Source organism: Micromonospora sp. Utrum1, assembly GCF_057197805.1.
Genome location: NZ_CM170071.1, coordinates 1,805,906 through 1,827,697 on the forward strand (window position 1 = coordinate 1,805,906; position 21,792 = coordinate 1,827,697).

Annotated in this window: 20 protein-coding genes, 1 pseudogene and 1 riboswitch; of the genes and pseudogenes, 13 read left to right on the top strand and 8 right to left on the bottom strand. The window is 74.6% G+C overall.

The features are described 5' to 3' along the window. Positions 1-56 precede the first annotated feature (56 nt). On the bottom strand, positions 57-1,013 hold the full coding sequence (locus tag AC0OLQ_RS08885; RefSeq protein WP_484530931.1) for a sigma-70 family RNA polymerase sigma factor: 957 nt from the start codon (positions 1,011-1,013) through the stop codon (positions 57-59). A 36-nt stretch (positions 1,014-1,049) separates the two neighbouring features. Next, positions 1,050-1,628: a GNAT family N-acetyltransferase gene (locus AC0OLQ_RS08890; protein WP_484530932.1), complete on the bottom strand. Its 579-nt coding sequence runs from the start codon at positions 1,626-1,628 to the stop codon at positions 1,050-1,052. A 35-nt stretch (positions 1,629-1,663) separates the two neighbouring features. Here AC0OLQ_RS08890 and AC0OLQ_RS08895 point away from each other — a divergent pair, with 35 nt between their 5' ends. Then, the gene (locus AC0OLQ_RS08895) at positions 1,664-2,974 is read left to right on the top strand and encodes a glycosyltransferase family 87 protein (RefSeq protein ID WP_484530933.1); all 1,311 of its coding nucleotides are present in this window, start codon (positions 1,664-1,666) and stop codon (positions 2,972-2,974) included. Here the strand turns inward: AC0OLQ_RS08895 and AC0OLQ_RS08900 are convergent. After that, a complete protein-coding gene (locus AC0OLQ_RS08900; protein WP_484530934.1) occupies positions 2,873-3,424 on the bottom strand; it encodes a GNAT family N-acetyltransferase in 552 nt (183 codons plus the stop codon). The two genes, AC0OLQ_RS08895 and AC0OLQ_RS08900, sit on opposite strands and share 102 nt — an antisense overlap. A 78-nt stretch (positions 3,425-3,502) precedes the next feature. Between AC0OLQ_RS08900 and AC0OLQ_RS08905 the strand changes: the two genes are divergently transcribed. From AC0OLQ_RS08905 to AC0OLQ_RS08930, 6 genes are all read left to right on the top strand, one after another. Continuing rightward, a complete protein-coding gene (locus AC0OLQ_RS08905) occupies positions 3,503-4,732 on the top strand; it encodes a winged helix-turn-helix domain-containing protein (protein ID WP_484530935.1) in 1,230 nt (409 codons plus the stop codon). Between the two features lie 4 nt (positions 4,733-4,736). Continuing rightward, positions 4,737-5,429: a DUF2752 domain-containing protein gene (locus tag AC0OLQ_RS08910; protein ID WP_484530936.1), complete on the top strand. Its 693-nt coding sequence runs from the start codon at positions 4,737-4,739 to the stop codon at positions 5,427-5,429. Positions 5,430-5,569: 140 nt separating this feature from the next. Continuing rightward, on the top strand, positions 5,570-6,307 hold the full coding sequence (thyX, locus tag AC0OLQ_RS08915; protein ID WP_484532302.1) for an FAD-dependent thymidylate synthase: 738 nt from the start codon (positions 5,570-5,572) through the stop codon (positions 6,305-6,307). 52 nt (positions 6,308-6,359) lie between these two features. Next, a complete protein-coding gene (dapA, locus tag AC0OLQ_RS08920) occupies positions 6,360-7,286 on the top strand; it encodes a 4-hydroxy-tetrahydrodipicolinate synthase (protein ID WP_357339798.1) in 927 nt (308 codons plus the stop codon). 51 nt (positions 7,287-7,337) lie between these two features. Further along, complete coding sequence (locus AC0OLQ_RS08925; protein WP_484530937.1) at positions 7,338-9,026, top strand: ribonuclease J; 1,689 nt, start codon at positions 7,338-7,340, stop codon at positions 9,024-9,026. Between the two features lie 185 nt (positions 9,027-9,211). After that, positions 9,212-10,774, top strand: a complete 1,563-nt coding sequence (locus AC0OLQ_RS08930) for a S1 family peptidase (protein WP_484530938.1) — start codon at positions 9,212-9,214, stop codon at positions 10,772-10,774. An 88-nt stretch (positions 10,775-10,862) separates the two neighbouring features. Here AC0OLQ_RS08930 and AC0OLQ_RS08935 read toward each other — a convergent pair whose 3' ends face one another. Both AC0OLQ_RS08935 and AC0OLQ_RS08940 read right to left on the bottom strand, forming a co-directional pair. Next, complete coding sequence (locus tag AC0OLQ_RS08935) at positions 10,863-12,443, bottom strand: YbjN domain-containing protein (protein ID WP_484530939.1); 1,581 nt, start codon at positions 12,441-12,443, stop codon at positions 10,863-10,865. Next, on the bottom strand, positions 12,440-12,919 hold the full coding sequence (locus AC0OLQ_RS08940) for a YbjN domain-containing protein (RefSeq protein ID WP_357339791.1): 480 nt from the start codon (positions 12,917-12,919) through the stop codon (positions 12,440-12,442). Before AC0OLQ_RS08940 ends, AC0OLQ_RS08935 begins: the two co-directional genes overlap by 4 nt. Positions 12,920-13,032: 113 nt before the next feature. Here AC0OLQ_RS08940 and AC0OLQ_RS08945 point away from each other — a divergent pair, with 113 nt between their 5' ends. Then, positions 13,033-15,477 (top strand): DNA translocase FtsK 4TM domain-containing protein, encoded by a 2,445-nt coding sequence (locus tag AC0OLQ_RS08945; protein WP_484530940.1) that lies wholly within the window; start codon positions 13,033-13,035, stop codon positions 15,475-15,477. A 24-nt stretch (positions 15,478-15,501) separates the two neighbouring features. On the opposite strand, the gene AC0OLQ_RS08950 is transcribed toward AC0OLQ_RS08945, so the two are convergent. Beyond that, positions 15,502-16,098: a TetR/AcrR family transcriptional regulator gene (locus tag AC0OLQ_RS08950; protein WP_357339786.1), complete on the bottom strand. Its 597-nt coding sequence runs from the start codon at positions 16,096-16,098 to the stop codon at positions 15,502-15,504. A 231-nt stretch (positions 16,099-16,329) separates the two neighbouring features. Between AC0OLQ_RS08950 and AC0OLQ_RS08955 the strand changes: the two are divergent. Together AC0OLQ_RS08955 and AC0OLQ_RS08960 are read left to right on the top strand one after the other, a co-directional pair. Beyond that, positions 16,330-16,701: pseudogene (locus AC0OLQ_RS08955) on the top strand (MFS transporter); the annotation flags it as partial. Between the two features lie 79 nt (positions 16,702-16,780). Then, positions 16,781-17,659 carry an MFS transporter gene (locus AC0OLQ_RS08960; RefSeq protein ID WP_484530941.1) on the top strand — a complete coding sequence of 293 codons (879 nt, stop codon included), beginning with the start codon at positions 16,781-16,783 and terminating at the stop codon, positions 17,657-17,659. Positions 17,660-17,732: 73 nt separating this feature from the next. Here AC0OLQ_RS08960 and AC0OLQ_RS08965 read toward each other — a convergent pair whose 3' ends face one another. Continuing rightward, on the bottom strand, positions 17,733-17,978 hold the full coding sequence (locus tag AC0OLQ_RS08965; protein WP_357339781.1) for a hypothetical protein: 246 nt from the start codon (positions 17,976-17,978) through the stop codon (positions 17,733-17,735). A 94-nt stretch (positions 17,979-18,072) separates the two neighbouring features. Beyond that, positions 18,073-18,387, bottom strand: coding sequence for a DMT family transporter (locus AC0OLQ_RS08970; RefSeq protein ID WP_357339779.1), 315 nt, complete (start codon positions 18,385-18,387; stop codon positions 18,073-18,075). A 53-nt stretch (positions 18,388-18,440) separates the two neighbouring features. Then, a riboswitch (guanidine-III (ykkC-III) riboswitch) is annotated at positions 18,441-18,506 on the bottom strand. A 95-nt stretch (positions 18,507-18,601) separates the two neighbouring features. On the opposite strand from AC0OLQ_RS08970, the gene AC0OLQ_RS08975 reads away from it, so the two are divergent. From AC0OLQ_RS08975 to pgsA, 3 genes are all read left to right on the top strand, one after another. Next, a complete protein-coding gene (locus AC0OLQ_RS08975) occupies positions 18,602-19,525 on the top strand; it encodes an ornithine cyclodeaminase family protein (RefSeq protein WP_484530942.1) in 924 nt (307 codons plus the stop codon). A gap of 76 nt (positions 19,526-19,601) precedes the next feature. Then, on the top strand, positions 19,602-21,152 hold the full coding sequence (rimO, locus tag AC0OLQ_RS08980; RefSeq protein ID WP_484530943.1) for a 30S ribosomal protein S12 methylthiotransferase RimO: 1,551 nt from the start codon (positions 19,602-19,604) through the stop codon (positions 21,150-21,152). Positions 21,153-21,199: 47 nt separating this feature from the next. Beyond that, complete coding sequence (pgsA, locus tag AC0OLQ_RS08985; protein WP_484530944.1) at positions 21,200-21,781, top strand: CDP-diacylglycerol--glycerol-3-phosphate 3-phosphatidyltransferase; 582 nt, start codon at positions 21,200-21,202, stop codon at positions 21,779-21,781. Positions 21,782-21,792: the final 11 nt, after the last annotated feature.

Below are 21,792 nucleotides of genomic sequence, written 5' to 3' on the forward strand. Positions count from 1 at the left end.
CCTCCGTCGTGCCTACCAGGGGTGGACGGTGCGCCGGGCGGAAACTCATCGGCCGGTCAGGGATCGAGCCGGTCCGGAAGCCCGAAGCGCGGGAAGAGCCGGGGCTCCAGGAAGTGGGTGAGCCGGGCGATCCGCCCCTCGGCGCACTCCAGCAGGCTGATCGAGAAGGCCCGGTGGCCGCCGGCCGGGTCGACTCGGTACTGCGCCAGCGCCGGGACGCCGTTCGCGGCCACCCGGACCAGCCGGGAGCCCCGGCAACCGGCGCCCGGCCCGGCCAGCCAGCGGCCGATGTCGGCCGCGCCACGCAGCCACATCGGGTAGGGCGGCATGCTCTGCACCGCGTCCGCGCGCAGCAGCGCGACCAGGGCGTCGATGTCGTAGCGTGCGAAGGCGTCCACGTAACGGTCGAGCAGGTCGCGGTCGACCGGGTCGAGATCCGGCCCGGCGCGCCGGTCGGCGCGCGCCCCGGCCAGGGTCGCCCGGGCCCGCTGGAGCGCGCTGTTGACCGCCGGCACGGTGGCGTCGAGCAGGTCGGCGACCTCGTCGGCGCGCCAGCGCAGCACGTCCCGCAGGATCAGCACGGCGCGCTGCCGGGGCGGCAGGTGCTGGAGGGCGGCCACGAACGCCAGCCGCACCGACTCCCGCGCCACCGCCAGCTCCGCCGGGTCGGTCGGGAGTACCGCCGCGTCCGGCACCGGCTCGACCCAGTCGCCGGCCGGCGCGCCGAGCGACTCGGCCACCGGCGCGACCGGGCCGCCCAGGTCGACCGGCAGGGCCCGCCGGCCGCGCCCCCGCAGCAGGTCGAGGCAGACGTTGGTGGCGATCCGGTAGAGCCAGGTGCGCAGGCTGGACCGGCCGTCGAAGCCGTCCCGGGCGCGCCAGGCCCGTAGCAGGGTCTCCTGCACCGCGTCCTCGGCGTCGAACACCGAGCCGAGCATCCGGTAGGCGTAGCCGGTCAGCTCGACCCGGAACGGTTCCAGGTCATTCGTCGCCGGCGCCGGTGCGGTCGTCATGCCGCCACGGTAGGCGCTACCCCCGACAGCGGGTAGTCAGGAGGCGGCCCGCTCGGCGGGGACGCCGACGTGCAGGCGGACCTGGGGGACCAGCATGTCGTCCACGTCCAGCGCGCGGCCCGCGCCGTCCGGCTCCCAGCCCGTCGAGGTGAGGAACTTCCGGGTCGCCGCGTCGGCGTCGAACGTCCAGGCCACCGCCCGGGTGAAGCCGTCCTCCCGCCAGTGGTCGACCATGGCGGCGAGCAGTCGGCTGCCGTGCCCGCGCCGGCCCCAGCGCGGCTCGACCAGCAGGTCGGTCACCGCCGCCACGCCGTCGGCGAGCGCGTCGGCCGGCTCGCCCGGAGCGAGCGCCTCGGCGTCGGCCGGACCGGAGGCGGCGAACCCCACCAGATACGATTGCTCGGCCTGTTCGACGGCGACCAGCACGCGGTGCGCGCCCGAGGGCGGCTCCTGCACCGCGGCGCTCCACCGCCGGGCGAGGTAGGCCTCGTCCAGGTTGTCGAGCACGTGCCGGGGCAGGATCCGGCGGTACGCGGCCCGCCAGGTGGCGAGCTGGAGGCGTGCGATCTCGCCGGCGTCCTCCGGACGCGCGGGGCGGACGTACCCGAGAGCCATGGCACGAGAGCCTACGCAGGGCGAGGAGGGCGACGGTGGCGCAGGGTGCCAGGCGGACGCTCCTGCAGGTCGTCGCCGTGCTGGCGCTCGCCGTCGCGGTGACCGCGTTCCTGTCCGTGGCGGCCGTCCGGCACGGCTTCTTCGACCTCAAGGTCTACTACGGCGCGCTGACCTTCTGGGTGCACGACGGCGGGGAGATCTACGACTTCCTCAAGGCCGGCACCCAGTACGGCTTCACCTACCCGCCGTTCGCCGCGCTGGTCATGCTGCCGATGGCGTACCTGCCGTGGCCGGCCGCGATCACGGTGAGCGTGGCCGCCACCGTGGTGGTCAGCGCGGTGGTCATCTGGTGGCTGCTCGACCCGGTCGCCCGCCGCGCCGGCTGGACCCGCTGGTTCGTCCTCGCCGTGGCGCTCTGCCTGGCCGCCGCGTACGAGCCGATGCGCGAGACGGTCAACTTCGGCCAGGTCAACATGCTGCTGCTGTTCCTGGTGGCGGTGGACCTGCTCCGGCTGCTGCCCGCGCGCAGCCGGTGGGCCGGGGTGGGCATCGGGCTGGCCACCGCGATCAAGCTGACCCCGGGCATCTTCATCGTCTACCTGCTGGTCACCGGCCGCTGGCGGGCCGCGTTCACCGCCATCGGCGCGGCGACCGCGGCGACGCTGGTGGCCGCCGCGCTCTTCCCGGACGCCTCCCGGGAGTTCTGGACCGAGGCGCTGTGGAACACCGACCGGGTGGGCGAGCTGGCCTTCGTCTCCAACCAGTCGCTGCGCGGGATGGTGGCCCGGCTCGATCCGGAACACCCGAGCACCGTCGCCTGGCTGGTGTTGGTCCTCGCCACCCTGGTGGTCTGGGGCTGGCGTTCCCGGGCCGCGGTGGCCGCCGGCGACGAAGCCACCGGCCTGGCGCTGACCGGCGCCACCATGTGCCTGGTCAGCCCGGTGACCTGGGTGCACCACCTGGTCTGGCTGCTGCCCGGGCTGATCCTGCTGGTCGACAACGGCATGGCGGCCCCCGCGCGCAGCCGCCGGCGCCGACTGCTGCTGGCCGGCGCGCTCGTCGGGTACGCCTTCCTGACCAGCCGGATCGTCTGGGCCTGGGAGAAGGACTTCACCGGCGTCGACGGCTTCCTGGGCAGCAACACCTACGTCTGGATCAGCCTGGCGCTGCTGCTCGCCCTGCCGATCCCCGGCTGGGCCACGCCGACCGGCGGCGGCCCCGCCGGGCGGGGCGGGCCGGTCGGCTCAGCCGTCGAGCCGGGCGGTGTAACGCAGCTCGACGAGCCGGACCGGGTCGCGCCCGCCGTGCAGCGGGACCGGGTAGGTGGACTCCTCCCCGTCCGGTGACAACCCGGCCCGCTCGTAGAAGCGGCGGGCCCGGCCGTTGTCGGCGAGCACCCAGAGCCGGTACTCCGTCCACGCCCGCTCCGCCAGCCCGGCCCGGGCCGCGGCGTGAAGTGCCCGCCCGAGCCCGGTGCTCCAGTGCGCCGGTTCCAGGTAGAGCGCCAGGACCTCGCCGTACCGCGGGTCCAGGTCGCCCCGGTCCTGGTTGTTCCGGTACGGCCCGAAGGTGGTGAAGCCGACGACCACCCCGTCGACCTCGGCGACCAGCGTGGTGAACGGGTGCTCCGGGTCGGCCGTGCCGAGGTCGCGGCGGCGCTGCGCCCAGGCGGCCGGGTTCAGTCGGTTCAGCACCTCGTCCGGCATGATTCCGGCGTACCCGGCCTGCCAGCCGTGGATGTGCACCCGGGCGATCGCCTCGGCGTCGTCCGGTTCCTCCCGGCGGATGGTGCGCACCCGTCCGTTCTATGCCGCTCCGGGCGATCGGTCCAGCCGCCACACAGGTGTCGTACCGGTGCAATAGGGTGCCCGACGATGGCCGCACCGGAATCGCTCTCCCTCGCCCAGGCCCGCCGGATCGCGCTGGCCGCCCAGGGCTTCGCCGACCCGGCGCCCACCGGCGTGCCCACCCGCCGGCACCTGCGCCGGGTGCTCGACCGGGTCGGGCTGATCCAGATGGACTCGGTCAACGTCCTGCAACGCGCGCACTACCTGCCGCTCTACAGCCGGCTCGGGCCCTACCCGACCACCCTGCTCGACACCGCGGCCTACCGGCGCCCCCGCGAGCTGTTCGAATACTGGGCGCACGAGGCGTCGCTGGTCCCGGTGGGGCTGCACCCGGCGCTGCGCTGGCGGATGGCCAAGGCCCACGACGAGGCCTGGGGCGGGATGCGCCGGATCGCCCAGGAGCAGCCCGAACTGGTCGCCTGGGTGCGCGACGAGGTGGCCGCCCGGGGCCCGCTCACCGCCGCCGAGATCGAGCACGACGCGCCCCGGGAGACGGGCAACTGGGGGTGGAACTGGTCCACGGTCAAGCGGGCGCTGGAGTTCCTGTTCTGGGCCGGCGAGGTGGCCGCCGCGGATCGCACCACCTCCTTCGCCCGCCGCTACGACCTGCCCGAGCGGGTGCTGCCGGCCGCGGTGCTGGACGCGCCCACCCCGAGCGACGCCGACGCCCATCGCACGCTGGTGGCGATCGCCGGCCGATCGCTGGGCGTGGCCGCCGAGCCGGAGCTGCGCGACTACTTCCGGCTGCCGGTGGCCGGCGCCCGCCAGGCGATCGCCGAGCTGGTGGAGGCCGGCGAGCTGATCCCGGTCACCGTGGCGGGCTGGCGGCAGCCGGCCTACCTGCACGCCCAGGCGCGGTTGCCCCGCTGGGTGCGCGGCAACACCCTGGTCAGCCCGTTCGACCCGCTGGTCTGGGAGCGGGCCCGCGCCGAGCGGCTCTTCGACTTCAACTACCGGATCGAGATCTACGTGCCGGCCCCGCAGCGGGTCTACGGCTACTACGTGCTCCCCTTCCTCCAGGGCGAGCGGTTCACCGCCCGGGTCGACCTCAAGGCCGACCGGAAGGCCGGGGTGCTGCTGGTGCCGGCGGCCTGGGTCGAGCCGGGCGCCGACCCGGGGGAGACCGCGGTGGCGCTCGCCGCCGAGCTCTACCGGCTCGCCGGCTGGCTCGGCCTGGACGCCGTCGCCCCGCCCGCCGCCGGCGACCTGGCCGCCCCGCTGGCCGCCGCCCTGCTGGGCGTGGCGGGTGTACGGTGAGCGCGTGACGAGCGTTGACCGGCCGGCCGCCGCGCCCGACCCGCACCCGGCCCCGCCCGCCGGTCCCCCCGGACCGGCCCCGGCCGGACCACCCGCCACCATCACCGGGCCGCACGCTGTCGCCACCGGGCCGCACGCAGAGCACGCCGGGGCGCACGCGGAGCACGCCGCAGGGCCGCACGCCCACTTCGGGCCGCCCGCCGCCGGGCCGGAGGTCTGGCCCGCCGGGGTGGCCTACCCGGCCGTCGAGCCGGACCGGTTCACCCGCCTGGTGCTGCGGCTGCACGCCCGCGCCCCGCGCTGGGCGGTGCCGCTCGCGGCGCTCGGCTGCGTCGGCCTGGGCATGGCGTACGCGCTGCTCAGCAACCCCACCCACAGCGACCCGGACGCCCGGCCGACCTGCCTGCTCAAGCTCACCACCGGGCTGGACTGCCCGGGCTGCGGCGGCACCCGCGCCCTCTGGTACGTGCTGCACGCCGATCTGCCCGCCGCCGCCCGGCACCACTTCCTCTTCGTCTTCTCGCTGCCCTTCCTGGCCTGGCTCTTCGTCAGCTGGGCGGGGAACCGGGCGTTCGGCTGGCGGCTGCCGGAGCTGCGGGTCAGCCCGAAGGTGATCGGCGGCTTCCTGGCCCTCTGGCTCGCCTTCTCGGTGGCCCGCAACCTGCCCTGGGCCCCGTTCACCTCGCTCTACGTCTGACCCGCACCGAGATCTTGGACACCTGACGTCCGGCGCGGACGGGAAGTGTCCGAGATTCGCCGCCGGTGCGCTGGTTCACGTCCGCGCGCCCAACTTTCGCGGCCGGCCCACCGGCCACTACAGTCGCAGGAATGCCGGAGATGGTGCAGCCCCAGGTCAAGCTGATCGCGTGGACCCAGTTCCAGGCCCCGGACGACGTGCCGTGGTCGACCGACGCGGAGGGCGGTCAGGCGCTCGCCGAGTTCGCCGGCCGGGCCTGCTACCAGAGCTGGAAGAAGCCGAACCCGGCCACCGCGACCAACGCCGGCTACCTGGCGCACATCCTGGACGTGGGTCACCTCTCCGTGCTGGAGCACGGCTCGGTGAGCTTCTACTTCAGCGGGGTCTCCCGGTCCTTCACCCACGAGCTGATCCGGCACCGGCACTTCTCCTACTCGCAGCTCTCCCAGCGCTACGTCCCGGAGCGCGACGCGGCCATGGTCGAGCCGGCGGTGATCGCCGAGGACCCGGAGCTGCACAAGAAGTTCGTCGAGGCGAGCGAGGCGGCGGTGCGGGCGTACACCGAGCTGCTGGAGGGGCTGGAGGCCCGGTTCACCGACGAGCCCAACCCGACGCTGCGCCGCAAGCAGGCCCGGCAGGCGGCCCGCGCGGTGCTGCCCAACGCCACCGAGACCCGGATCGTGGTGACCGGCAACTACCGGGCGTGGCGGCACTTCGTCAAGATGCGCGCCACCGAGCACGCCGACGTGGAGATCCGCGAGCTGGCCGTGGAGTGCCTGCGACAGCTCCAGGGGGTCGCGCCGAACGTGTTCGCCGACTTCGTGATCTCCCAGTTGCCCGACGGCACCGAGGTGGCGGCCTCTCCGCACGCCGAGTGAGTCGTCGCCCTTCGCCGCCGGGCCCCCGGTGGTCGTCCGCTAGGTTGTGAACATGACGCACGACCTCCCTGCCGGCCCGGACCGGGGCACGTCGCGCCCGTTCGGGCGACTGATCACGGCCATGGTGACCCCGTTCACCGCCGACGGGTCGCTCGATCTCGACGGCGCCGTACGGCTCGCGAGTCATCTCGTCGACGAGCAGGGCAACGACGCGCTGGTGCTCAACGGCACCACCGGTGAGTCGCCGACCACCACCGACGCCGAGCAGGAGGCGCTGATCCGCGCCGTCGCGGAGGCGGTCGGCGACCGGGCCCGGATCGTCGCCGGGGTGGGCACCAACGACACCCGGCACACCATCGAGCTGGCCGCGCAGGCGGAGAAGGCCGGCGCGCACGGCCTGCTGGTGGTCACGCCGTACTACAACAAGCCGCCGCAGAGCGGGCTGTTGCGCCACTTCACCGCGGTCGCCGACGCCAGCGGGCTGCCGATCATGCTGTACGACATCCCGCACCGGACCGGCACCGAGATCGCCACCGAGACCCTGGTCAGGCTGGCCGAGCACGGCCGGATCGTGGCGGTCAAGGACGCCAAGGGCGACCTCACCGCCACCTCGTGGGTGCTGGCCCGCAGCGACCTGGCCTTCTACAGCGGTGAGGACGCGCTGACCCTGCCCGCCATGGCGGTCGGCTCGGTCGGCGTGGTCGGCACCTCCACCCACTTCACCGGCGTGCAGACGAAGCAGATGATCGAGGCCTACGAGGCGGGCGACACCGCCACGGCGCTCGCCCTGCACCGGCGGCTGCTGCCGCTGTACACCGGCATCTTCCGGACCCAGGGCGTGATCCTGGTGAAGGCCGGCCTGGCGGCCAAGGGGCTGCCGGCCGGCCCGGTGCGCCCGCCGCTGGTGGACGCCACCGGCGACGAACTGGCCCAGCTGCGCGCCGACTGCGCCGCGGCGGGCCTACCCCTTCCCGAATGATCGAACGACACGACGGACGCCGCACGACGGCGTCGCAGAATGAGGTGACGCGTGACCGAGGCGCACATCGAGGGTGAGCTGCCCCCGCCGCTGCCGGAGGGCGGCCTGCGGATCATCCCGCTCGGCGGACTCGGCGCCATCGGCCGGAACATGACGGTCTTCGAGTACGAGGGCAAGCTGCTGATCGTCGACTGCGGGGTGCTCTTCCCCGACGTCGAGCAGCCGGGCGTGGACCTGATCCTGCCCGACTTCGGGCCGATCCTGGACCGGCTCGGCGACGTGCAGGCGATCGTGCTCACCCACGGCCACGAGGACCACATCGGCGCGGTGCCGTACCTGCTCGCCCACAAGCCCGACATCCCGCTGGTCGGCTCGCAGTTCACCCTGGCCCTGGTCGAGGCGAAGCTGGCCGAGCGGCGGATCCAGCCCTACACGCTGACCGTCGCCGAGGGGCGGCGCGAGCGGCTCGGCCCGTTCGAGTGCGAGTTCTTCGCGGTGAACCACTCGATCCCCGACGCGCTCGCGGTGGCCATCCGCACGGGCGCCGGCCTGGTGCTGCACACCGGCGACTTCAAGATGGACCAGCTCCCGCTGGACGGCCGGATCACCGACCTGGCCGGCTTCGCCCGGCTCGGCGCCGAGGGCGTGGACCTGCTGCTCTCCGACTCCACCAACGCAGAGATCCCCGGCTTCGTCACCCCGGAGCGGGAGATCGGGCCGGTGCTCGACTCGATCTTCCAGAAGGCGCGCGGCCGGATCATCGTGGCCTCGTTCGCCTCGCACGTGCACCGCGTGCAGCAGGTCTTCGACTCGGCGGTCGAGCACGGCCGCAAGGTGGCGCTGATCGGCCGGTCCATGGTGCGCAACATGGGCATCGCCCGCGACCTGGGCCTGCTGAACATCCCGCCGGGCCTGGTGGTCGGGCTGGAGGAGGCCACCACGCTGCCGCCCGAGCAGATCGTGCTGATGTCCACCGGCTCGCAGGGCGAGCCGATGAGCGCGCTGGGCCGGATGGCCAGCGGCGACCACCGGCACATCACCATCGCCCCCGGCGACACCGTGGTGCTCGCCTCCTCGCTGGTGCCCGGCAACGAGACCTCGGTCTACCGGGTGATCAACCGGCTGGCCCGGGCCGGCGCGACCGTGATCCACAAGGACGTGGCGAAGGTGCACGTCTCCGGTCACGCTCCCGCCGGCGAGCTGCTCTACCTGCTCAACGTCACGCGCCCGAGCAACCTCATGCCGGTGCACGGCGAGTGGCGGCACCTGCGGGCGCACGCCCGGCTCGGTATCGAGTCCGGTGTCGCGCCGGACCGGGTGGTGCTCTGCGAGGACGGCGACGTGGTCGACCTGGTCGACGGGCGGGCCAGCCTGGTCGGCCACGTGAAGAGCCGGTACGTCTACGTCGACGGCCTCGCCGTCGGCGACGTCAGCGAGTCGCTGCTCACCGAGCGCCGGATCCTCGGCGACGGCGGCTTCATCGCCACCACCGTGGTGGTCGACTCGGTCACCGGCAAGGTGGTCGGCGGGCCGACCCTCTCGGCGAAGGGCTTCTCCGAGGACCCGGAGGCGTTCAACCCGGTCATCCCGCTGGTCACCGAGGCGCTCAACCGGGCCGCCGCGGACGGCATCACCGATCCGCACCAGCTCCAGCAGATCGTCCGGCGCACCGTCGGGCGCTGGGTCAACGACGCGTACCGCCGCCGGCCGATGATCGTGCCGACGGTCGTCGAGGTCTGACCGCCGCACACGCCGCACGCCGGTCCACCCTCCGCGGTGGGCCGGCGTCGTCGTTCCCGGGGTACGCCCCGAAGCCGTCCCGCCACGCTCCGCCATGCTGACCGGTCCCGTTCAACCGATCGGCGTCCGTCTCCGTATACCGCTCCGGCAGGCGTACCCCGCGCCGGCCGGGAGGAGCGTGGCGGATGGACCGCAGACGGATGACAGCCATCGGCGTACTGGTGGCGGCGGCGGGCACGGCGGCGGCGGTGACCCTGCCGTCCTTCGCCGGCGAGAACCCGGCGGCCCGGCGGAGCGCCCCGGCGGCGTCCGACGGCGTCGCGCCCGAGGTGCTGGACGCGCTGAGCCGCGACCTCTCGCTCACCCGGAACCAGGCGGTCCGACGGCTGAAGACCGAGCGGTGGGCGTCCGGCACGGTCTCGAAACTCCGTACCGAACTCGGCGCCGACTACGGCGGCAGCTGGCTCGGCGCCGACGGCGCGACGCTGAACGTGGCGGTGGCCGACCCGGCGCGGGCGGCCCGGGTGACCGCCGCGGGCGCGGTGCCGAAGCGGGTCGACCGCGGGGTCGCCGAACTGGACGCGGTGAAGACCCGCCTCGACGCGGCCGGCGGCGAGGCCACCCCGGACGTCGCCGGCTGGTACGTCGACGTGCCCACCAACTCGGTGGTGGTGGTCGCCCGGCCCGGCGCGGAGGCGGCCGGCCGCCGGTTCGCCGAGGCCGGCGGGGTGCCCGCGGGGGCGGTGCGGGTGAAGACCGCCGACGAGGCGCCCCGGCCGCTGTTCGACGTGCGGGGCGGTGACGCCTACTTCATCAACGGCGCCGGGCGCTGCTCGGTCGGCTTCTCGGTGGTCGGCGGCTTCGTCACGGCCGGGCACTGCGGCCGGCCGGGGGACCGCACCGCCGGCGCGAACCGGGTCGCCCAGGGCACCTTCGCCGCCTCCTCGTTCCCCGGCGACGACTGGGCCGTCGTCGAGGTCAACGGCGAGTGGACGCCGCAGGGCGTGGTCAACGACTTCAACGGTGGCACGGTGCCGGTGAACGGCTCCACCGAGGCCCCGGTCGGCGCCTCGGTGTGCCGCTCCGGCTCGACCACCGGCACCCGCTGCGGGGTGATCCAGGCCAGGAACGCCACGGTGAACTATCCGGAGGGAACGGTCACCGGGCTGACCCGGACGAACGTCTGCGCCGAGCCGGGCGACTCGGGCGGCGCCTGGCTCTCCGGCGACCAGGCGCAGGGGGTCACCTCCGGCGGCTCCGGCGACTGCACGCGGGGTGGGGTCACCTTCTTCCAGCCGGTCAACGAGATCCTCCAGCGCAACAACCTCACCCTGATCACCGCGGGCGACCAGCCGGCCCCCTCCGCGCCGCCGGCCGGGGTCGGGGCCACCGCGCCGCCGGCGAGCACCGCGCCGGCCAACCCGCCGGCCGGCGATGCGACGGCCTGCACCGGGCAGGTGAGCCGGACCGGCCGGATCGCCGCCGGGCGGGCGCAGGTCCAGCCGGACGGCCGCTTCTTCCGGATGCCCGGCGGCGCCCAGGAGGCCTGTGTCTCCGCGCCCGCGAATAACCGGGTGGCGCTGGAACTGCAACGCTTCACCGGAAGCGCGTTCCGCACCGTGGCCCGCGCCGACAGCGCCGACGGGCTGGCCCGGCTGACCGCCGACACCCCGGCCGGCGCCTACCGCTACCGGGTGGTCGGTCTGGCCGGGGCCGGCGAGTACACCCTGGCGTTCTCCGCCCGCTGAGCCGCCGCCGGGGTCGAACCCGGCGGCCGGAGGACCGCGGCCCCCGTCCACCACCGCCCGGTGGCCGGGGGCCGCGCCGCGTCCGGGATCAGGGCAGTGCGGCGACCGCGTCGGCGTACGCGGCCCCGGTGCTGACCGCCGCGGTGACCAGCACGACGAGTTGCGCCGGGGCCACCCCGTACGCCAGGTCGGTGGTGACGTCGGCGGCCAGCAGCAGCGTCCCGTCGCCCGGGTCGTGCACGTACGCCGCCGGCAGCAGCCGGTCGTGGTTCCAGGCGTTGCAGAACGCGTACGCCTCGGCGCGGCGGGCGGCCGGCAGCCGGCGCAGCGCCACAGCCCGGGCGTGCAGCACCTCGCCCTGCGGCCCGAGCCGGCGGAACTGGACCACCGCCTCGCCCCAGCGCCCCACCACGGTGCCGTCCGGCTCCAGCGTGTACGCGTCGCCGCGCGCGTCGAGGGCGGCGGTGAGCAGCCGCAGGCTCAGCGGGGCGACCTCCTCCTCGCCGGGCGGCCCGGGCTCGGCCGGGTCGTCGCCGGGTTCCACGTCGTCCTCGGCGGGCAGCGGCACCGGCTCGGCGAGCGGCCGCTCGGCCAGCCAGGAGGCGATCCGGCCGGACTGGTGGCCGGTGCCGTTGCGGGCGTCGAAGCTACCGGCGAGCGCGGTGGCGAGGGCCTGGAGCTGGCCGCCGAGCGCCGCCACGTCCACCTCGGCGGCCGGCCGGGGCCCGTGGCCGGGGCGGTGGATCGGCCGCTCGCCGAGACCGGCCTCGACGGCCAGCCCGCAGAGCAGCGCGCCCGCCGCGGCGAACTCCATCGCGGAGAGGTCGTCGGCGGGGTGGTCCAGCCGGGGCAGCTGCTCGGCCAGCACGTCCAGCCCGTGCGCCAGGTGCCCGCCCAACGCGCAGAACCGCAGGTGTGCGGCGAGCTGCGGGAACGCCGTCCGCTCCCCGCGGTGCCGGCGGTACGCCCGCACGTGCGCCCGCGCGGCACGCGCCGGCTCGCCGGTGCGCAGCCAGGGCAGCAGCCCGGCGGCGAGGGCCCGCTCCGGCTGGTCGGTGCAGCCCGGCTCGCCGTCGAGCGCCGGCTCCAGCGCGGCCAGCGCGGCCGCCGGCTCGCCCCAGCCGGCCAGCAGCTCGGCCCGGCGCGCGGGGGCGCAGCCGGCGCAGCCGGCCACCGGGTCGGACGGGTCGCCGGCGGACCAGCGGTCGTACTCGCGGCGGGCGGTGGGCTCGTCGCCGAGGTGGTCGGCGAGCCGGCAGCGCAGCTCAGCCACCGGCTCGGCGTCCGGGCCCAGCCGGTCGGCGAGATCGTCCAACAGGGAACGGGCCTGGTCCAGGGCCACCCGGGGGGTGCCGAAGAGCGCCTCCACGGCCTGCCGCTGGTGCCGGCGCAGCCGCTCGGCCTCGCCGGGGCGGCCGTCGAGCAGCCCGGGCTGCCGGTCCACCGTGGCCACGCAGCGGCGTACCGGCTCCACCATCCGCCACCGCTCGCCCAGGTGCAGGTACGCCTCGACCAGCGCGAACCGCGCCGCCAGCCCGGTACGCGGATCGCCGGTGGCGTCGGCCCGGGCGGCGATCCGCTCCAGCTCGGCGCAGCGGGCCTCGCCGTCGGGCAGGTCCCGGGCGTCGGCGAGCGCGTCGGCCAGCCCCCGGTCCCGGGAGGTGGTCACCGGACCGTCCCGCCGGGCAGGTCCGCCACGGCGGCGGCGAGCTGGCAGCCGGTGGTGACGCCACAGTCGACGAGCTGGTCGAGTTGGTGCGGGGTGACGCCGCGTTCCAGGTCGGTGGTCACCTCGCCGCAGACCTGGGCCAGCCCGTCGTCGGCCACGTGCACGAACGCCTTGGGCCAGAGCCGGTCGTGGTTCCAGGCGTTGCAGAAGGCGTGCAGGCCGGGCACGTGTTCGATGCCGAACCGGTGCGCCGCGACGGTGCGTACCTGGAGCACCTCCCCGGCGGCGCCGCGCCGGAAGAACCAGATGAGGCTCTGGTCCCAGCGGCCCACCAGGTCGCCGTCGGCGTCCTCGGTCACCGCGTACCCCCGGTTGGCCAGCACGGCGGCGATCAGCTCGCCGGTCAGCGGTCGTAGCGCCTGCGGGTGTCCGGCCAGGGGGCCGTCCGGACCGTCCTCGATCTCCGGCGACGCCATGAGGGCATCCCTTCTGAGGCGAATAACACAACGGGCGGCGGATCCGTGCCGCGACGCGCGGACACGACCCGGAAAAGCGGCGATCTGCCGGGTCCCGCCGTTACGGTGACTGTATGGCGGGCCGTACCTCTCAGGCGAGCCGGCGGCGCGGCGCGTCGCCGCGCGGAACCACGAACAGCCGTGCCCGCCAGCCGGCCAAGAAGGCCAGCCGGGCGAGGGCTCGGCGGCGCCCGGCGCCCGGGCCGAGCCCGGCGGCCTTCCTCGGCCGCGCGCTGGGTGCCCTGTGGATGGGGCTGGCGCACAGCGTGGGCTGGGTGTTCCGGGCGGCCGGCCGGCAGGCCGCCACCACCCGCGAGCTGGACCCGGAGCACCGCCGCGACGGCGCCGGGCTGCTCCTGTTCGGCCTGGCCATTCTCAGTGCCGTGGGCATCTGGTCCGGCGGCGCGGGGCCGGTGGGCCGGCATCTCGCGGACACCGTGCGCCTCTTCGTCGGGGCCATCGCCATCGTGCTGCCGGTGCTGCTCATGGTGGGCGCCTGGCGGCTGATGCGCACCCCGGCCGATCCCGCGCACCGCGGCCGCGGCCTGGTCGGCTGGGGTTCCATGCTGCTCGCCACGGCGGCCATGCTGCACATCGGACAGGACCCGGTCGACGAGGTCCAGCGCGACTACGCGGGCGGCCTGATCGGCGCCGGCCTGGGCGACCTCCTCAAGTCCGCGGTCACCGCCTGGGTGGCCATGCCGCTGCTGCTCCTGCTGCTGGTCTTCGGCCTGCTGGTGATCACCGCGACCCCGATCAACAAGATCCCGGAGCGGCTCGGGCTGCGGGTCGCCCCGGTGCCGCCGGACGCCGAGGAGGCCGAGGCGGCCGAGGCGGCGACGAAGCCGGCCCGGAAGCGGGCGGCCAAGCGTCTCCCGCCGCCGGTCGACCCGCTCGACCCGGACGACGACCTCGACGGCGTCGACCTCCAGGAAACCCTGGTGCTGCCGCGCAAGCGGGTGCCGGCCAGCCGCAAGCCGGTCGAGCCCCCGGAGCACTCGCCGCTGCCCACCCGGGCTGAGCAGCTCGCGCTCACCGGGCTGGCGGGCGACTACACCCTGCCGCCGGCCAACATGCTGGGCAGCGGGGCCGCGCCGAAGACGCGGAGCAAGGCCAACGACGAGGTGATCGCCGCGCTGACCGGCGTCTTCGACCAGTTCGACGTGGACGCCGCGGTCACCGGCTTCACCCGCGGCCCGACGGTCACCCGCTACGAGGTCGAGCTGGGGCCGGGCGTCAAGGTCGAGCGGATCACCCAGCTGTCCCGCAACATCGCCTACGCGGTGAAGTCGCCGGACGTGCGGATCCTCAGCCCGATTCCGGGCAAGAGCGCGGTCGGCGTGGAGATCCCCAACACCGACCCGGAGAACGTGGCGCTCGGTGACGTGCTGCGCTCGCGTGCCGCCACCAGTGACCACCACCCGATGGTGGTGGCGCTCGGCAAGGACATCGAGGGCGGCTACGTGGTGGCCAACCTGGCCAAGATGCCGCACATCCTGATCGCCGGCGCGACCGGCGCGGGCAAGTCGTCCTGCCTCAACTCGCTGCTGGTGTCGGTGCTCACCCGGGCCACCCCGGACGAGGTGCGGCTGCTGCTGATCGACCCGAAGCGGGTCGAGATGACCGGCTACGAGGGCATCCCGCACCTGGTCACCCCGATCGTGACCAACCCGAAGAAGGCGGCCGACTCGCTGGAGTGGGTCGTCCGCGAGATGGACATGCGCTACGACGACCTCGCCGCCAACGGGGTCCGGCACATCGACGACTACAACCGCAAGGTGCGCAACGGCGAGATCAAGGCCCCGCCGGGCAGCGAGCGGGAGATCCGGCCGTACCCGTACCTGCTGGTGATCGTGGACGAGCTGGCGGACCTCATGATGGTCGCGCCGCGCGACGTGGAGGACTCGGTCGTCCGGATCACCCAGCTGGCGCGGGCCGCCGGCATCCACCTGGTGCTGGCCACCCAGCGTCCCTCGGTGGACGTGGTCACCGGCCTGATCAAGGCGAACGTGCCGTCCCGGCTCGCCTTCGCCACCTCCTCGCTGGCCGACTCCCGGGTCATCCTGGATCAGCCCGGCGCGGAGAAGCTGCTCGGCCGCGGCGACGGGCTGTTCCTGCCGATGGGCGCGTCGAAGCCGATCCGGATCCAGGGCGCCTGGGTGACCGAGCGCGAGATCCACGACGTGGTGAAGTTCTGCAAGGACCAGCGCGAGCCGGACTTCCGTCCGGACGTGCTCGCCCCCGCGCAGGACAGCAAGAAGAAGATCGACGAGGACATCGGCGACGACCTGGACCTGCTCGTGCAGGCCGTGGAGCTGGTGGTCACCTCGCAGTTCGGCTCGACCTCGATGCTCCAGCGCAAGCTGCGGGTCGGCTTCGCCAAGGCGGGCCGGCTCATGGACCTCATGGAGACCCGGGGCGTGGTCGGCCCGTCCGAGGGGTCCAAGGCTCGCGACGTGCTGGTCAAGCCGGACGAGCTTGAGGAGGTCCTGGCCGGCCTGCGCGGCGGCGAGGAGTAGGGCGCCGAGCGGTGACCGGTCGGGTCACCCGGCCGGTGGCGCGTACGCGGCCTGCAGGGTCGCGTCGATGACGAAGGGCGCGTCCTGCTCGGCGAGGCGCCCTCCGCTGAGTTCGTCCGCCGCCGCGTGCACCACGGTGTGGACGAGCGCGACCAGCCAGGTCGCGGGCAGGTCGGTGCGGAACACGCCCTCGGCCCGGCCGCGCTCGATGAGGCCGGCGATGCGGCGCATCGGCCCCTCGTGCGCGGCCCGGATGCGGGCGGGTGGCAGTGACCGCTGGGCGACATCGAGCAGGTGCCGGAACTGGTCGACGATCTGCCAGCTCGATGCGACGAGGCGGCTGAGGGCCGCCCGGGGGTCACCGGTCAGGTCGACCGTCTCCAACGCCCGGTCCGCCCGGTCCACGGTGCGGGTGAACAGCTGGTCGATGAGGTCGTCGCGGGACGAGAAGTGGCCGTAGAGAGTCACCCGGCCGACCCCGGCGCGCCGGGCGATCTCGGCGATGTTGGCGTCCGGATCTCGCACCAGGCACTCCAGTGCCGCGTCAAGGATCGCGGTGATGTTCCGCTGCGCGTCCGCGCGCTTGCCGCGCTGCCCGACGGCGTCGGTTGTCCGGTCCACCACGTCCTCCTTTGTCAGACACCGGTGTTCAGGTTACCGTGAGACAGTAAGTCGTACACCCGCGTACGACTTAATGGGCGGCCCGGGACGATTCCCGCCGGCTGCCCGGCCGTCCGTCTTCGGGAGCGCCACATGAACGTCCACGTCACATCGTCACCGCACGGCGCCGCGCCGGCCACGCCCGTCCCGCGCCGATGGCGGGCTTTGGCGCTGCTCAGCCTCGCCCAGTTCATGCTCATCCTCGACATCACAGTGGTCACCATCGCGCTGCTGAGCATCGGTGTCGACCTTGGTCTCGACCGCGCGGCGCTGACCTGGGTCGTCACTGCGTACACCCTGGTCTTCGGTGGCCTGATGCTCCTCGGCGGTCGCGCCGCCGACCTGTTCGAGGCCCGCCGGACCGTGCTCGCCGGCCTGGCGTTCTTCACCGCGTCGTCGCTGGTGGCGGGGCTTTCGGTCAACGCCGCGATGCTCATCGGCGGTCGGATCGGTCAGGGCGTCGGTGCCGCACTCCTTTCTCCCGCCGCGCTCTCCCTGGTCACCACGCTGTTCCAAGGCCCGGAGCGGCACCGGGCGCTGGGCGTCTGGGGCGCCCTGGGCGGCACCGGAGCGGCCGTCGGCGTGCTGGTCGGCGGCCTGCTCACCGCCGGCCCGGGCTGGCAATGGATCTTTCTACGTCAACGTGCCGATCGGGGTCGCCGTGCTCGCGCTGCTGCTGGTCGTCCTGCCCGGGCCGGGACCACGGCGCGCGGATCGGAAGCTGGATCTGCCCGGGGCGCTCATCGTCACGCTCGCCACCGCGGCGGCGCTCTACGGGCTGATCAGCTCCGGCGACCACGGTTGGACCGCCATGTCCACCCTCGGCCCGCTCGCGGTCGCCGCCGCGCTCTACGCGGGCTTCGTGCTGGTCGAACGGGCCGTCCCGGCGCCGCTGGTGGACCTCTCGATCCTCGCCCGCCGCCGGGTCGCCGCGGGTTCGTTCCTGATGCTGGTGGCGACCGGGCTACTGATCGCGAGCTTCTTCCTCGGTTCGTTCTATCTGCAGCAGGTGCGCGGACACGGGGCGCTGACCACTGGACTGCTCTTCCTGCCGGTGGCGCTCGGCACCGTCGTCGGCGCCCACCTGGCCAGCCGCGGAGTCGGGCACCTCTGTCCCCGTACGACGGCCACCGTGGGACTCGCCGTCGCCGCACTGGGTGCCGCGATCCCCGCCATGGGGCCGACGTCCGGGTCGATGGTCATCGGGATCAGCGTCGCCGCGGCCGGGCTGGGGATGACGTTCGTGGCGGCCACCACCACCGCGCTCGCCGAGGTGGCACCCGGGGAGGCCGGCGTCACCTCGGGCATCGTCAACACGTTCCACGAACTCGGCGGTTCGGTCGGCGTGGCGGTCGTCTCCACGGTCGCCGCCGCGAGTCTGACCTCCGGCGGGGTGGTGGCCACCGGCTTCACGCACGCCTTCGTCTTCAGCGCGGTCGCCGCCGCCCTGGCCGCGCTGGTGTCACTGGTCCTGGTGCCGGCCGGTCGGCCGCCGGCCGGGGCATCGGCGCGCCTGCACTAGGGTCCGCCTGCCTTCGCCAGAGACCGCGACGAGGGCCCGCCGGTGCTCCCGGCGGGCCCTGACGCGTACCGGGTCAGGAGTTGTAGATGGCGTAGCTGAGGATCATGCCGATGACGGCGCCGACCACGCTGGCGGCGGCGGCGTACCAGCCGAGGGGCTTGTCGCCGAGCACCGCGCCGACGATGCCGAGCACCAGGCCGATCAGCCCGAACAGCGGCGGTAGGAAGAAGATCGCGATGACCGCGAAGACGAACGCGAGAATCGTGCAGACGCGTGCCGCGCTGCTGCGCGGGCGGGCGGTGGCGTGGATGTCGGCCATGATGTCCTCCGTCGGTGGTTCCTCTCGGGTGGGGCGAGGAGGAGATACCCGCGCCGGCATGCCGTCCAAACGGGACGCCGGACGGGCCGGAGGCTCAGTGGAAGAGCTTGAGGCCGACCACGCCGGCGACCACCAGCAGCAGGCAGGCGATCCGGGGCAGGCTGGCCGACTCGCCCAGCGCCAGCATGCCGACTCCGGCCGTGCCGGCCGCGCCGATGCCGACCCAGACGGCGTAGCCGGTGCCGACCGGGATGTCCCGCAGCGCGTATGCCAGGCCGGCCATGCTGGCCACCAGCGCGACGACGAAGACCAGGGAGGGGAGCGGGCGGGTGAAGCCGGCGCTGCGGTCGAGGGCGATCGCCCACGCGGTCTCCAGCAGTCCGGAGAGCACCAGTACGAGCCAGGCCATCGGGTCACCTCTGACGGGGCGGGCCCGGCCACCGGGGCCGGGACGGGCGGTCACGCGGGGCGTCTTGGCCTGACCGGGTACGCCCACCACTCGTCCGGGGCGGCGCGGGGCCGCCGAGGCCGACGCTAGCACCGCCGCAGCCGATGGTCCGGCGCGGTGAGGAATCCCACCATGGCTGGAGTTCACGTCAACTTCAGGTTGCACCATGGTCGGCATGACCGTGCTCTTCTCCGACGAGGACGTCGCCGCCACCGTGGACGCCCCGTTCACCGTCGCCGCCATGCGGGACGCGCTGCTGGCCGCGTACGAGGGCCGGCTGATCGCCCCGCCCCGGGCGTCCGCCCCGCTCGGCGGCGGCCGGATGGTGCTCACCGCCGGGCACCTCACCGGCGAGTGGTACGGCTTCCGCTCGTACGACACCTTCGGGCACCCGGAGAGCGCGCAGCTCGTGGTGCTGCACGACGCCACCACCGGGGCGGTACGCGCCATCGCCGTCGGCGAGGAGCTGGGCTCGCGGCGCACCGGAGGGCTGGGCGGGGTGGCCGTGGACGCGCTGGCCCGCCCCGACGCGGCCACCCTCGGCGTGGTCGGCTCGGGTCGCCAGGCGTGGACCCAGGTCTGGGCCGCCGCCGCGGTCCGCCCGCTGCGCGAGGTGACCGTGCACAGCCGCTCGGCGGCCCGCCGGGAGGCCTTCGCCACCCGGGTCCGGGCCGAGCTGGGCGTGCCGGCCCGCGCCGTCGACTCGGCCGCCGCGGCGGTGCGCGACCGGGACCTCGTGGTGCTCGCCACCACCAGCACCTGCCCGGTGCTGGACGCCACCGACCTCGCCCCGGGCACCCACGTCAACACGGTCGGCTTCAAGCAGGTCGACCGGCACGAGTTCGGGCCCGACCTGCTGGACGCCGCCGACCTGCTGGTCACCGACTCGCCCGCCCAGGCGGCCGCGTACGCCCCGCCGATGCTCGCCGCCGTCGAGCCGTACGCGAACCGGCTGCGCGACCTGGGCGCGGTGCTGGCCGGGGCGGCCCCGGGGCGGACCGGCGCGGACCAGATCTCGGTCTTCTGCTCCACCGGCCTGGCCGGCACCGAGGTCTTCCTCCTCGACCGCCTGGCCCGGGTCGGCGCCGCGGCCCGCTGACCCGCGGCTCAACTGTGAGCCGGCCGATGCCCCGGCCGGGCGGCGCGGCGATCCCGCCGCGGCCCGGTACCCTCGGATGGTGTCTGCCACCTCCCCTTACGACAACTCCAGTTCGGCGCGTCCGACGCCGCGCCGCGACCCGGAGCCGTCGTCCTCGGACAACCGTCGCGTCGCCCTGCTGACCCTGGGGTGCGCCCGTAACGAGGTCGACTCGGAGGAGCTGGCCGCCCGGCTGCACGCCGACGGCTGGCAGGTGACCACCGACGGCGAGGGCGCCGACGTGGTGGTCGTGAACACCTGCGGGTTCGTGGAGAAGGCCAAGCAGGACTCGATCCAGACGCTGCTGGCCGCCGCCGACACCGGCGCCAAGGTGGTCGCCGCCGGCTGCATGGCCGAGCGCTACGGCCGCGAGCTGGCCGACAGCCTCCCCGAGGCGCAGGCGGTGCTCAGCTTCGACGACTATCCGGACATCTCGGCCCGGCTGGACGCCGTGATGGCCGGCGAGGCGCTGGGCGCGCACACCCCGCGCGACCGGCGCGAGCTGCTCCCGCTCACCCCGGTCAAGCGCCGCGAGGCGGCGGTGTCGCTGCCCGGCCACGGCACCCCGACCCGGGTCACCGTTGAGGCCGACGAGCACACCCCGGCCCACCTGCGGCAGGTGCTGCGGCACCGGCTCGACACCGGGCCGGTGGCCTCGCTCAAGCTGGCCAGCGGCTGCGACCGGCGGTGCGCGTTCTGCGCCATCCCGGCGTTCCGCGGGGCGTTCGTCTCGCGCACGCCGGACGAGCTGCTCGCCGAGGCGGAGTGGCTGGCCAAGACCGGCGTGCGCGAGCTGGTGCTGGTCAGCGAGAACTCCACCTCGTACGGCAAGGACCTGGGCGACCCGCGGGCGCTGGAGAAGCTGCTGCCGCAGCTCGCCGCGATCGACGGCATCGTGCGGGTGCGGGCCAGCTACCTCCAGCCCGCCGAGACCCGGCCGGGCCTGGTCGAGGTGATCGCCACCACGCCGGGTGTGGCCGCCTACTTCGACCTGTCGTTCCAGCACTCCAGCGAGCCGGTGCTGCGCCGGATGCGCCGGTTCGGCTCCACCGACCGGTTCCTGGAGCTGCTGGCCTCCGCCCGCGAGCTGGCGCCGGCGGCGGGCGCGCGGAGCAACTTCATCGTCGGCTTTCCCGGGGAGACCAAGCAGGACGTGGCCGAGCTGGTCCGGTTCCTGACCGAGGCGCGCCTCGACGCGATCGGCGTGTTCGACTACAGCGACGAGGACGGCACCGAGGCCGCCGGCCTGCCCGGCAAGGTCTCCGCCGCGACGATCAAGCGGCGCTACGACAAGCTCGCCGCACTGGCCGACGAGCTCTGCTCGCAGCGGGCCGAGGAGCGGCTCGGCTCGACCGTGGAGGTGCTGGTCGACTCGGTCGCCGACGGCGTGGTCGAGGGGCGGGCCGCCCACCAGGCGCCCGAGGTCGACGGCTCGACGACCCTGGTCGCCCCGCAGGGCGGCGGGGTGGACCTGGCCGCACTGCGCCCCGGCGACCTGGTCCGGGCCACGGTCACCGCGACCGAGGGTGTCGACCTGATCGCCGTACCGGATGAGATGATCTCGGCGGCGCCCGGCGCGGCACGGTGACGACGGGCCCGGACAGGACGGGAGAGCCACGTGGGGCGGTGCCGGACATGACCGGGGCGGAGTCGACGGTGGCGGCCCCGGTGCCCCTGCTGAACGCGGCGAACATGCTGACCGCGGTGCGGCTGGTGCTGGTTCCGGTCTTCGCGGTCACCGTGGTCGCCTCCGCGATGAGCCACGCCGGCTGGCGGATGGCCGCCTGCCTGATCTTCGTGGTCGCCTCGGCGACCGACCTGGTGGACGGCTGGATCGCCCGCCGGTTCGGGCTGGTCACCTCGCTCGGCAAGGTGGCCGACCCGATCGCCGACAAGGCGCTCACCGGCGCCGCCCTGGTGCTGCTCTCCTGGTACGACCGGCTGCCCTGGTGGGTGACCGCGGTGATCCTCGCCCGCGAGCTGGGCATCACCGCGCTGCGCTTCTGGGTGATCCGGCACGGCGTGATCGCGGCCAGCCGGGGCGGCAAGATCAAGACTGCCCTCCAGATCCTGGCGATCACCTGGTACCTCTGGCCGATGCCCGCCGCGCTGGCCCCGGTCGGCCCCTGGATCATGGGCGCGGCCGTGGTGGTCACCGTGGTCACCGGCTTCGACTACATCGCCCAGGCCCTCCGCCTGCGCCGCCCCGCCCGCTGAGCTCGGCCGGT